This is a genomic window from Streptococcus mitis SK1080, assembly GCF_000220085.1.
GTDB classification, from domain to species: domain Bacteria; phylum Bacillota; class Bacilli; order Lactobacillales; family Streptococcaceae; genus Streptococcus; species Streptococcus mitis_K.
In genome coordinates, this window is record NZ_AFQV01000009.1 from 33,464 (window position 1) to 45,868 (window position 12,405).

At 42.7% G+C, this 12,405-nt stretch carries 12 protein-coding genes; all 12 read left to right on the forward strand.

The features are described 5' to 3' along the window. The first annotated feature begins 578 nt into the window (after positions 1–578). The 12 genes from HMPREF9957_RS04870 to pflA all read left to right on the forward strand — a co-directional run bounded on the left by HMPREF9957_RS04870 (position 579) and on the right by pflA (position 12,247). A complete protein-coding gene (locus HMPREF9957_RS04870) occupies positions 579–2,609 on the forward strand; it encodes a bacteriocin-associated integral membrane family protein (protein WP_000825233.1) in 2,031 nt (676 codons plus the stop codon). Between the two features lies 1 nt (position 2,610). Next, positions 2,611–3,252 carry an ABC transporter ATP-binding protein gene (locus tag HMPREF9957_RS04875; protein WP_000565537.1) on the forward strand — a complete coding sequence of 214 codons (642 nt, stop codon included), beginning with the start codon at positions 2,611–2,613 and terminating at the stop codon, positions 3,250–3,252. Next, positions 3,245–3,553 carry a hypothetical protein gene (locus HMPREF9957_RS04880; protein WP_000333263.1) on the forward strand — a complete coding sequence of 103 codons (309 nt, stop codon included), beginning with the start codon at positions 3,245–3,247 and terminating at the stop codon, positions 3,551–3,553. The genes HMPREF9957_RS04875 and HMPREF9957_RS04880 overlap by 8 nt, the downstream gene beginning before the upstream one ends. Positions 3,554–3,683: 130 nt before the next feature. After that, complete coding sequence (gene rsmA, locus HMPREF9957_RS04885; protein WP_001216880.1) at positions 3,684–4,556, forward strand: 16S rRNA (adenine(1518)-N(6)/adenine(1519)-N(6))-dimethyltransferase RsmA; 873 nt, start codon at positions 3,684–3,686, stop codon at positions 4,554–4,556. Position 4,557: 1 nt separating this feature from the next. Next, positions 4,558–5,436, forward strand: a complete 879-nt coding sequence (gene rsgA, locus HMPREF9957_RS04890; RefSeq protein ID WP_004242116.1) for a ribosome small subunit-dependent GTPase A — start codon at positions 4,558–4,560, stop codon at positions 5,434–5,436. Between the two features lie 10 nt (positions 5,437–5,446). Beyond that, entirely contained in the window at positions 5,447–6,103 is a 657-nt protein-coding gene (rpe, locus tag HMPREF9957_RS04895; protein WP_000085014.1) for a ribulose-phosphate 3-epimerase, read from the forward strand. After that, a complete protein-coding gene (locus HMPREF9957_RS04900; RefSeq protein ID WP_000006124.1) occupies positions 6,066–6,728 on the forward strand; it encodes a thiamine diphosphokinase in 663 nt (220 codons plus the stop codon). Before rpe ends, HMPREF9957_RS04900 begins: the two co-directional genes overlap by 38 nt. Before the next feature lies 1 nt (position 6,729). Continuing rightward, entirely contained in the window at positions 6,730–7,986 is a 1,257-nt protein-coding gene (locus HMPREF9957_RS04905) for a DNA recombination protein RmuC (protein WP_000444775.1), read from the forward strand. Next, on the forward strand, positions 7,976–8,917 hold the full coding sequence (locus tag HMPREF9957_RS04910) for a 3'-5' exoribonuclease YhaM family protein (protein ID WP_000703193.1): 942 nt from the start codon (positions 7,976–7,978) through the stop codon (positions 8,915–8,917). The genes HMPREF9957_RS04905 and HMPREF9957_RS04910 overlap by 11 nt, the downstream gene beginning before the upstream one ends. Positions 8,918–9,182: 265 nt before the next feature. Further along, positions 9,183–10,010: a pur operon repressor gene (gene purR / locus HMPREF9957_RS04915; protein ID WP_004242125.1), complete on the forward strand. Its 828-nt coding sequence runs from the start codon at positions 9,183–9,185 to the stop codon at positions 10,008–10,010. A gap of 66 nt (positions 10,011–10,076) precedes the next feature. Beyond that, a complete protein-coding gene (locus HMPREF9957_RS04920) occupies positions 10,077–11,327 on the forward strand; it encodes a diaminopimelate decarboxylase (RefSeq protein WP_000856504.1) in 1,251 nt (416 codons plus the stop codon). Positions 11,328–11,452: 125 nt separating this feature from the next. Continuing rightward, positions 11,453–12,247 carry a pyruvate formate-lyase-activating protein gene (gene pflA, locus HMPREF9957_RS04925; RefSeq protein WP_001288289.1) on the forward strand — a complete coding sequence of 265 codons (795 nt, stop codon included), beginning with the start codon at positions 11,453–11,455 and terminating at the stop codon, positions 12,245–12,247. The last annotated feature ends 158 nt before the right edge of the window (positions 12,248–12,405 follow it).

The following is a 12,405-nucleotide window of genomic DNA, read 5'->3' on the forward strand; positions in this document are numbered from 1 at the left end:
GTTACATATCCGTTTTATAAAGAAGGAAACGAATAATTTAAAGAAATAATTCTGTACTCAGTCTTATTTAGTTGTTCTCATAGTAGTAGGAATAATCCGTGTTTACCATTTGCGAGTAATAAACAATAATCCTAAAAAAAGTCTCTGACAACTAGTGATTGATTTTTCTCGGATTAGTTTCACACAATTGTTTATACGAATGATTGGAGATTATGTTAAATTTACTTTGTGGTATTTTGCAATCAGAGTACATCAAATAGGCACCTTTTTATGTGTCCTTCGTTTTACAATAGGGTAAGAATATTTATAAACATAGCGAAGTAATGACAAAAATGTCCTTGTTCTCGCATCAAAACAGTTCTAAAGTTCGTTTTTAGAGCTGTTTTTTTAGATATGAGCCAAAAATAATATGAAATAGTTAGATTTTAAGGACATTGACGTCCTTGATAGTTCTTGAAAAAACGGATATAATATATTTGAAGATGTTGCTAGCAGAAAGAACTTAATAAGCTTCTTAACATGGCAGTGACTGTGGTCATCTTCTCACTAAGTGACCAAGTAACTTTTTGGAGGAAATGATGAAACGCTTATTTATTTTGATTTCAATGGTATTGGTATCGCTTTATATGGTGATAAATTCTGTTGACCATCGAGAAGAGATTTTATTTGGTAACTATCCCTCTGTTGACGTGATGGGTACTGGGCTAGACCAGCCAGTAGCTGGTCGCGAAGAGGTGACAGAGGCTTTGAGTAACTTGGCAGTAGAGCACAATAGTCTCATCGCCCGTCGGATCGTTGAGCCAAATGAAGCTGGAGAAACACGCTTTACCTATGCTACTTATGGTGAGGGAGAACTTCCAGAAGGTTTGACCATTTCCTCCGAGGAGAGTGCAGAAACGAGTGATTTATTAGGTTCTTACTTGATTGTGTCAGGGAGTCTGGATGGAGTGAGCTTACAGACCGCCCTGCAAGAACTGGGTTATAATGGTGTTGTCTCGAATAGAACAGAGTCATTTTCGATGGTCGTCCTCTTGGCTGCTACCCCAATGGGGCTACTGAGTCTAGCTATTTTTCTGCTGACTTTTATGAGTCTGACCCTGATTTATCGGATCAAGTCCCTTCGTCAGGCAGGGATTCGCTTAATCGCTGGTGAGAGCTTGTTTGGGGTGGCTCTAAGACCAGTGTTAGAAGATGTGAGACAGCTTATCTGCTCAGTGCTGGTATCCAGTCTTTTGGGATTGGGGATTCTCTGGTATCAAGGTGCCTTGTTTATGGCAACGGTGCAACTGGTCATCATTGCTCTTCTATTTTATGGATTGATCCTGGCCGGGATTTCTACCTTACTAAGTGTCGTGTATCTACTTGGTTTACAGGAAAATAGTCTGGTGGATCTATTGAAAGGGAAACTCCCTCTCAAACGTATGCTGACATTGATGATGATGGGGCAACTCTTAGCTGTATTGGTTGTCGGATCGAGTGCGACAGCTCTCCTACCCCACTACCGTGAAATGCAGGAGATGGAGAAGGCAAGCGATAAATGGAGCCAGTCCTCAGACCGTTACCGTCTATCCTTTGGTTGGTCTAGTGCATTTGCCGATGAAGAAGGAATGCGTAAGGATAATCGTGAGTGGCAGACATTTACTGAAGAACGGTTAGCCAATACAGACTCTTTTTATATCATGAGCAATGTTGACAATTTCTCAGATGGAGCAGAAGTGGACCTAGATGGCAATCGTCTCAGTGACTACACACCGTCAGGGAATGTTATCTATGTTTCACCGCGCTATCTGATAGAAGAAAAGATTACCGTTTCTTCAGAGTTTATGGACAAGATGCAAAACTTGTCTGAGGGAGAGTTTGGACTGATCTTGCCTGAGAGCTTGCGAGAACAGTCTGCCTACTACCAAGGATTGTTTACAGATTACCTGCAAAACTTTTCATCTGAAAGTGTAGAAGTGACGAGTCAGAAACACTACCTCCCACAGGTAAGGCTAGCTTTTACAGAAACAGGACAGGAACGCTTCCTCTATAACGATGGGTACAAGACGACACGCCAGTACCTAAAAGATCCGATTATTGTAGTTTTAACGCCGCAAGCGACTGGAACAAGACCTGTTGCAGGGATGTTATGGGGAACTACGGCTAATAGTGCCTTGAAACTAGATCGATATGGAGATAGTATCACAGCTCTAAAAGAGCAAGGTCTGTATCACAAGGTCTCTTATTTGGTAAAAAGCCAGCTGTTTTTTGCCAAGGTACTAAATGACAAACGGATGGAGTTCTACTCTCTCCTTATTGGGACTATTTTGACCCTGTCTACGGCTATCTTGTTATTTGATTCCATGAATCTTCTCTATTTTGAGCAGTTTAGACGGGAGATCATGATTAAACGTCTTTCTGGTATGACAATCTATGAGCTTCATGGCAAGTACTTACTGGCGCAAGGAGGAGTTCTCTTACTTGGGCTAATCCTATCTAGTGTTTTGACAGGAGATAGCTTGATTAGCGCTCTAGTTGTAGCTTTATTTACGCTTAACGCCCTCTTGATTTTAGTAAGGCAGGATAAAAAGGAAGAAGCTGGTAGCATGGCAGTATTGAAAGGAAAATAAGATGATTGATATTCAAGGATTGGAAAAGAAGTTTAATGAGCGCGCGATTTTCTCTGGTTTAAATCTCAAGTTGGAGAAGGGCAAGGTTTATGCCTTAATCGGAAAGAGTGGGAGTGGAAAGACGACTCTGCTGAATATCTTAGGAAAGCTAGAAAAGATAGATGGAGGAAGGGTTCTCTATCAGGGGAAAGATTTAAAAACCATTCCCACTCGTGAGTATTTTCGAGACCAGATGGGCTATCTCTTTCAAAATTTTGGCCTCTTAGAAAACCAATCAATCAAAGAGAATTTGGATTTGGGCTTTGTTGGTCAGAAAATCTCAAAAGTAGAACGTTTGGAAAGGCAAGTGGAGGCTTTAGAAAAGGTTAATCTAGGGTATTTGGATTTAGAACAAAAAATTTATACTTTATCTGGGGGAGAGACCCAACGAGTTGCCCTTGCTAAGACTATTTTGAAAAATCCACCCTTGATTTTGGCAGATGAACCAACAGCAGCTCTTGATCCTGAAAATTCAGAGGAGGTTATGAATCTCTTGGTGGGATTGAAAGATGAAAATCGAATGATCATCATTGCGACCCATAATCCCCTAGTCTGGAATAAGGCTGATGAAATCATTGATATGAGGGAGCTTGCTCATGTGTGAAAAAATCCGTATTCGCAGGGTATCTGATTATCCTAGTGCCAGAGGTGGTTTAGAAGATATTCTCATCATGGAAAATATGACCAATCATCTCCTTTTGGTTCAAATCCGAGTGAATGGGTATTTGCTTGATTTTGCTAGCATTGAAGGGCAAAGGCAAAAGCATTATCGTTTGAAAAATTTACCTCAAACGGTTGAACTGACAGTGGATGATGTGGAGGAGGATGTAGATTTGACCCTACCTGAAAATCGAAGTTATCAAGAAGCTGATTTTTTCGAACGGATGTTTCGAGAGAAACGATAAATCCACCTTTAAAGATTTTCAAGACTATCTTTCTTCATGAGGAAAGATAGTTTTTTGATATGATTTTCACCCCCAAAATACAAGGGGAATGTGTTACAATAGTAGTAACAGATAATAGAAAAGAGAACAGATGAGAATTGCAGATTATAGCGTGACCAAGGCAGTGCTGGAGCGTCACGGTTTTACCTTTAAAAAATCCTTCGGACAAAATTTCCTGACGGATACCAATATCCTTCAAAAAATCGTGGATACGGCTGAGATTGATGACCAGGTTAATGTTATCGAAATCGGGCCAGGGATTGGTGCCTTGACGGAGTTTTTGGCTGAGAGTGCAGCAGAGGTCATGGCCTTTGAGATTGACCACCGTTTGGTACCGATTTTGGCAGATACCCTGTGTGATTTTGATAATGTGACCGTGGTCAACGAGGATATTCTCAAGGTCGATTTGGCCCAACATATCCAGAATTTTAAAAATCCTGATTTGCCAATCAAGGTAGTGGCTAACTTACCCTACTACATCACGACGCCTATTCTCATGCACTTGATTGAAAGTGGCATTCCTTTTAGTGAGTTTGTGGTTATGATGCAGAAAGAAGTGGCGGATCGTATCTCAGCTCAACCTAACACCAAGGCTTACGGTAGCTTGTCAATTGCGGTTCAGTATTATATGACAGCCAAGGTTGCCTTTATCGTACCTCGTACGGTCTTTGTGCCAGCGCCAAACGTGGACTCTGCTATTTTGAAAATGGTGCGTCGTCCAGAGCCAGCTGTAGCAGTAGAAGATGAGAACTTCTTCTTTAAGGTGTCCAAAGCTAGTTTCACTCATCGTCGTAAGACCTTGTGGAATAACTTGACAGACTACTTTGGCAAGACTGAGAAAGTCAAGGACAAGCTGACCAAGGCTTTGGACCAATCAGGCTTGTCACCAAGTGTGCGTGGGGAAGCTCTCAGCTTGGAAGAGTTTGCCAGCCTAGCAGATGCACTTAAAGGGCAAGGACTCTAAGATGCAGGGACAAATCATTAAAGCCTTGGCTGGGTTCTACTATGTGGAAAGTGATGGTCAGGTTTATCAAACACGGGCGCGTGGGAATTTTCGTAAAAAAGGTCATACTCCTTACGTTGGGGACTGGGTAGATTTTTCTGCCGAGGAAAATTCAGAAGGCTATATCCTCAAAATTTACGAACGGAAAAACAGTTTGGTTCGTCCGCCTATTGTTAATATTGACCAAGCCGTGGTGATCATGTCCGTCAAGGAACCGGACTTCAACAGCAATTTGCTGGATCGCTTCTTGGTTCTTTTAGAACACAAGGGCATCCATCCTATCATTTATATTTCTAAAATGGATTTGTTGGAAGACGGGGGAGAACTGGATTTTTACCAGCAGACCTATGGTGACATCGGCTATGACTTTGTGACCAGTAAAGAGGAACTCCTGCCTTTGTTAACAGGCAAGGTTACAGTTTTCATGGGGCAGACAGGTGTTGGGAAATCAACTCTTCTCAATAAAATCGCACCAGATCTCAATCTTGAAACAGGAGAAATTTCAGACAGTCTGGGTCGCGGGCGTCATACCACTCGAGCTGTTAGTTTTTACAACCTCAATGGGGGTAAAATCGCAGATACACCAGGCTTTTCATCGCTGGATTATGAAGTTACAACGTCTGAAGACCTTAATCAGGCCTTTCCAGAGATTGCTAGTGTTAGCCGAGATTGTAAGTTCCGTACTTGTACCCATACCCATGAGCCTTCTTGTGCGGTTAAGCCAGCAGTTGAAGAAGGTACCATTGCGCCCTTCCGTTTTGACAACTACCTGCAATTTCTGAGCGAAATTGAAAATCGTAGAGAAACCTACAAAAAAGTCAGCAAAAAAATTCCAAAATAAGGAGAAACCTATGTCTCAATACAAGATTGCTCCGTCAATTCTGGCAGCAGATTATGCCAACTTTGAACGCGAAATCAAACGTCTAGAAGCAACTGGTGCAGAATATGCCCATATCGATATCATGGATGGGCACTTTGTGCCACAAATCAGTTTTGGTGCGGGTGTGGTCGAGAGTCTTCGTCCTCATAGTAAGATGGTTTTCGATTGCCACTTGATGGTGTCAAACCCAGAGCATCATTTAGAAGACTTTGCGCGTGCAGGTGCGGATATCATCAGTATCCATGTGGAAGCAACGCCTCATATTCATGGTGCCCTCCAAAAAATTCGTTCACTCGGAGTTAAGCCTTCGGTTGTCATTAACCCTGGTACGCCAGTTGAAGCGATTAAGCATGTGCTTCATCTAGTTGACCAAGTCCTAGTCATGACAGTTAACCCAGGCTTTGGTGGGCAAGCCTTTCTGCCAGAAACAATGGATAAGGTTCGTGAGTTGGTTGCTCTTCGTGATGAAAAAGGCTTGAACTTTGAAATCGAAGTGGATGGCGGGATTGATAACCAAACTATTGCTCAGGCTAAAGAAGCTGGTGCGACCGTTTTTGTAGCAGGTTCCTATGTCTTTAAGGGAGATGTCAATGAGCGAGTACAAACTCTCAGAAAACAACTGGACTAGGGTTGCTGTTTTTGCAGGCGGAGACCGCGGTCACTATCGGACGGACTTTGATTGCTTTGTCGGTGTAGATCGAGGCTCGCTCTGGATTTTAGAGGAAAAACTTCCTCTAGATCTAGCAGTCGGAGATTTTGATTCTGTGACCGAAGAAGAGCGACAGGTGATTCAAAAATGTGCCCAGCATTTTGTTCAAGCCCGACCAGAAAAGGATGATACAGATCTGGAATTGGCTCTCTTGACTATTTTTGAGAACAATCCTCAGGCTGAGGTCACTATTTTCGGTGCCTTGGGTGGTCGTATTGATCATATGCTGGCTAACGTCTTTCTACCTAGCAATCCCAAGTTGGCTCCCTATATGCGTCAAATAGAGATTGAAGATGAGCAAAATTTGATTGCCTATTGTCCAGAAGGGACCAGTCAGCTAGAACCCCGTTCAGACTACGACTATCTAGCTTTTATGCCGGTTCGGGATAGCCAGCTGACCATTCTCGGAGCCAAGTATGAGTTGACAGAGGAAAATTTTTTCTTTAAAAAAGTGTACGCTTCTAACGAATATATAGATAGGGAAGTGTCGGTGACTTGCCCAGATGGCTATGTGGTTGTACTGCATAGCAAGGACAGGAGGTAGAATGGAAAGTTTACTTGTTCTATTATTGATTGCCAACCTAGCTGGACTCTTTCTGATTTGGCAGAGGCAGGATAAGCAGGAAAAACATCTCAGCAAGAGCTTGGAGGATCAGGCAGATCACTTGTCAGACCAGTTGGATTACCGTTTTGAACAAGCCAGACAAGCCAGCCAGTTGGATCAAAAAGATTTGGAAGTGGCTGTCAGCGACCGTTTGCAGGAAGTGCGAATCGAATTGCACCAAGGTCTGACTCAAGTCCGTCAAGAAATGACAGATAGTCTCCTCCAAACCAGAGACAAGACTGACCAACGTCTCCAAGCCTTGCAGGAATCCAATGAGCAACGTTTGGAACAAATGCGCCAAACGGTCGAGGAAAAGTTGGAAAAGACCTTGCAGACACGCTTGCAGGCTTCCTTTGAGACAGTTTCCAAGCAACTAGAGTCGGTCAATCGTGGTCTTGGAGAAATGCAGACAGTTGCCCGTGATGTTGGAGCTCTTAACAAAGTTCTCTCTGGCACCAAAACACGAGGAATTCTGGGTGAATTGCAACTGGGGCAAATCATCGAAGACATTATGACACCTGCCCAGTATGAACGAGAATACGCAACGGTTGAAAACTCCAGTGAACGAGTGGAGTATGCCATCAAGTTACCTGGACAAGGCGACCAGGAATACGTCTATCTACCAATTGACTCTAAGTTTCCACTGGCTGATTATTACCGCTTGGAAGAAGCCTATGAAGTGGGTGACAAGGATGAGATTGAACGCTGTCGCAAGTCACTCCTAGCAAGCGTCAAGCGCTTTGCCAAGGATATCAAGAGCAAGTACATAGCACCGCCTCGGACGACCAATTTTGGAGTTCTGTTTGTTCCGACAGAAGGTCTCTACTCAGAAATCGTCCGCAATCCGGTCTTCTTTGATGACTTGAGACGGGAGGAGCAGATTATTGTCGCAGGTCCAAGTACCCTATCAGCCCTCCTCAATTCCCTATCGGTTGGCTTCAAGACTCTCAATATCCAAAAGAGTGCCGACCATATCAGCAAGACTCTTGCCAGTGTCAAGACCGAGTTTGGCAAGTTTGGTGGGATTTTGGTTAAGGCACAAAAACACCTCCAACATGCCTCTGGCAATATTGATGAATTATTAAACCGTCGCACTACAGCTATCGAGCGAACGCTCCGTCACATTGAATTATCAGAAGGTGAGCCTGCGCTTGATCTACTCCATTTCCAAGAAAATGAGGAAGAATATGAAGATTAGTCACATGAAAAAAGATGAGCTGTTTGAAGGCTTTTATCTAATCAAATCAGCTGACCTGAGGCAAACTCGAGCTGGGAAAAACTACCTAGCCTTTACCTTCCAAGATGATAGTGGCGAGATTGAAGGGAAACTCTGGGATGCCCAACCTCATAATGTTGAGGCCTTTACAGCAGGTAAGGTTGTTCACATGAAAGGGCGCCGAGAAGTTTATAACAACACTCCACAGGTCAATCAAATCACCCTACGCTTGCCTCAAGCTGGCGAACCCAATGATCCAGCTGATTTCAAGGTCAAGTCACCAGTTGATGTCAAGGAAATCCGTGACTACATGTCGCAAATGATTTTCAAAATTGAAAATCCTGTTTGGCAACGGATTGTCCGAAAGCTCTACACCAAGTATGATAAGGAATTTTACTCCTATCCCGCTGCCAAGACTAATCACCATGCCTTTGAAACGGGTTTGGCCTATCATACGGCGACCATGGTGCGTTTGGCAGATGCCATTAGCGAAGTCTATCCTCAGCTCAATAAGAGCCTGCTCTATGCGGGGATTATGCTGCATGACTTGGCCAAAGTTATCGAGTTGACGGGACCAGACCAGACCGAGTACACAGTCAGAGGCAATCTCCTTGGGCATATTGCTCTAATTGATAGCGAAATTACTAAAACAGTTATGGAACTTGGTATTGATGATACCAAGGAAGAAGTCGTTCTGCTTCGTCACGTCATCCTCAGTCACCACGGCTTACTTGAGTATGGAAGCCCAGTCCGTCCACGCATTATGGAAGCAGAGATTATCCATATGATTGACAATCTGGATGCTAGCATGATGATGATGTCAACAGCTCTGGCTTTGGTGGATAAGGGAGAGATGACCAATAAAATCTTCGCTATGGACAATCGTTCCTTCTATAAACCAGATTTAGATTAATAATTTAAGAAAAATGAGCATTTTTTAGGACAAGAATGTTCGTTTTTTATGTGAATATGGTATAATAAGTAAAAGACAAAAATGAATACTCTTCGAAAATCTCTTCAAACTAGGGTAGTATCGCCTTGTCGTATGTATATATGCAGGTATATTACAGGATTTGTCAGTTCTATCGACAATCTCAAAACAGTGTTTTGAACCACCAGCGACCAGCTTTCCAGTTTGCTTTTTGATTTTTTGAATAAAAATGGAATAGGAAATAGAAATGAAATTAAGAAGAAGTGATCGGATGGTTGTCATTTCCAACTATTTGATTAATAATCCTTATAAACTAACTAGTCTCAATACTTTTGCTGAAAAGTATGAATCTGCTAAATCATCCATCTCAGAAGATATCGTGATTATCAAACGCGCCTTTGAGGAAATTGAAATCGGTCATATCCAGACAGTAACTGGGGCTGGCGGAGGTGTTATCTTTACACCGTCTATTTCGAATCAGGATGCTAAGGAAATGGTTGAAGACTTGCGTGCCAAGTTGTCAGAAAGTGACCGTATCTTGCCAGGTGGTTACATCTATCTGTCCGATTTACTTAGCACACCAGCTATCTTGAAAAATATTGGTCGCATTATTGCCAAGAGCTTTATGGACCAAAAAATTGATGCGGTTATGACAGTAGCGACTAAGGGTGTTCCACTTGCAAATGCAGTTGCCAATGTCCTCAATGTTCCTTTTGTTATTGTGCGCCGTGACTTGAAAATTACCGAAGGTTCAACGGTTAGTGTCAACTATGTTTCAGGTTCAAGTGGTGACCGCATTGAAAAAATGTTCCTTTCAAAACGCAGTCTCAAGGCAGGCAGCCGTGTCTTGATTGTGGATGACTTCTTGAAAGGTGGCGGAACGGTCAATGGGATGATTAGTCTCTTGCGCGAGTTTGATTCAGAATTGGCAGGTGTAGCAGTCTTTGCGGATAATGCCCAAGAAGAACGTGAAAAGCAGTTTGATTACAAGTCACTCTTGAAGGTAACCAATATTGATGTCAAGAACCAAGCCATCGATGTTGAGGTTGGTAATATCTTTGACGAAGATAAATAAGAGATAGAACTAAAGGTTGGAACGATTGTCCCAGCCTTTCTTTGCAAATAGAATAGAAGGAAACTTATGAAAACACCATTTATCAATAAAGAAGACTTAGAAACGATTGTTGCTGAGTTTCCGACTCCCTTTCACTTGTATGATGAGAAGGGGATTCGTGAGAAGGCAAGAGCCGTCAACCAAGCCTTTTCGTGGAACAAGGGCTTTAAGGAATATTTTGCAGTTAAGGCTACTCCAACACCAGCTATTTTAAAAATTCTCCAAGAGGAAGGTTGCGGTGTGGACTGCTCTAGTTATGTAGAACTTTTGATGAGTCATAAACTGAATTTCCCTGGTTCTGAGATTATGTTCTCTTCAAACAACACGCCAGATAAGGAATATGCCTATGCGCGTGAATTGGGTGCGACCATTAACTTGGATGCCTTTGAAGATATTGAACATCTAGAGCGTGCAGCAGGCATTCCAGAAATTATCTCTTGTCGTTATAATCCTGGCGGTGTTTTTGAACTAGGGACAGACATTATGGACAATCCTGGAGAAGCCAAGTTTGGCATGACCAAGGACCAGCTCTTTGAAGCTTTTGCTATCTTGAAGCAAAAAGGAGCTAAGACTTTTGGGATTCACTCCTTCCTAGCGTCCAATACCGTCACCCATCTCTATTATCCAGAGTTGGCGAGTCAGCTTTTTGAATTGGCTGTTGAAATCAAGGAAAAGTTGGGCATTTCGCTAGACTTTATCAATCTTTCTGGCGGTATTGGTGTCAACTATCGTCCAGACCAGGAGCCAAATGATATTGCCTTGATTGGTGAGGGAGTTCGTAAGGTTTATGAAGAGGTTCTTACGCCAGCAGGTCTTGGTCAGGTCAAGATTTTCACCGAATTGGGTCGCTTTATGCTAGCCCCTCACGGTGCTTTGGTCACAAGAGTGACTCATAAGAAGGAAACCTACCGTACCTATCTCGGTGTGGATGCATCAGCAGTCAACCTTATGCGCCCAGCTATGTACGGAGCTTATCATCACATTACTAACGTGACCCATCCAGATGGACTAGCTGAAGTGGTAGATGTGGTCGGCTCACTCTGCGAAAACAATGATAAATTTGCAGTAAATCGCGAACTGCCTCATACAGAAATCGGTGATTTGCTGGTAATTCATGATACAGGTGCTCACGGTTTTTCAATGGGCTACCAGTACAACGCCAAACTTCGTTCTGCGGAAATCCTCTATACCGAAGAAGGAAAAGCCCGTCAAATCCGCCGTGCAGAGCGCCCTGAGGACTACTTTGCAACCTTGTATGGCTTTGATTTTGAAGAATAAAATGATAATTAATTGAAAATAAAATTGAAAAACAGATTGCTTTCTAAAAAATAGGCAAAAATCTTGTTTTTCCTTCAAGTCGTGATATAATAAAACTATAAAACGTTTTCAAGGAAGGTAACGATATGTCTGAAGAAACAATTGATTATGGACAAGTGACAGGAATGGTGCATTCGACAGAAAGCTTTGGGTCAGTAGATGGGCCTGGTATTCGCTTTATTGTCTTTTTGCAGGGCTGTCACATGCGTTGCCAGTATTGCCACAACCCGGACACTTGGGCTATGGAGTCCAATAAGTCACGTGAACGGACGGTAGATGATGTCTTGACGGAAGCCTTGCGCTACCGCGGTTTCTGGGGAAATAAGGGGGGGATTACAGTCAGTGGAGGAGAAGCCCTCTTGCAGATTGATTTCTTGATTGCCCTCTTTACCAAGGCCAAGGAACAAGGAATCCACTGTACCTTGGATACCTGTGCACTGCCTTTCCGTAATAAACCACGTTACCTTGAAAAGTTTGACAAACTCATGGCTGTCACTGACTTGGTCCTCTTGGATATCAAGGAAATCAACGAAGAACAGCACAAGATTGTTACTAGCCAAACCAATAAAAATATCTTGGCTTGTGCCCAGTATCTATCAGATATTGGAAAACCTGTCTGGATTCGCCACGTGCTAGTTCCAGGATTGACAGATAGAGATGATGACTTGATTGAACTTGGGAAGTTCGTCAAGACCCTCAAAAATGTTGATAAGTTTGAAATTCTACCTTATCATACTATGGGTGAGTTTAAATGGCGTGAATTGGGAATTCCATATTCCCTCGAAGGGGTCAAACCTCCAACAGCAGACCGCGTCAAGAACGCTAAACAACTCATGGATACCGAAAGTTACCAAGACTATATGAAACGTGTACATGGATAAAAAAAAGCTTGATGGAAACATCGGGCTTTTAAGTTTACACAAATATATATAATTAAATAAAACAAAATTTTATACTCTTCGAAAATCTCTTCAAATCACGTCAGCTTTATCTGCAACCTCAAAGCAGTGCTTTGAGCAACCTGCGGCTAGCTTCCTAG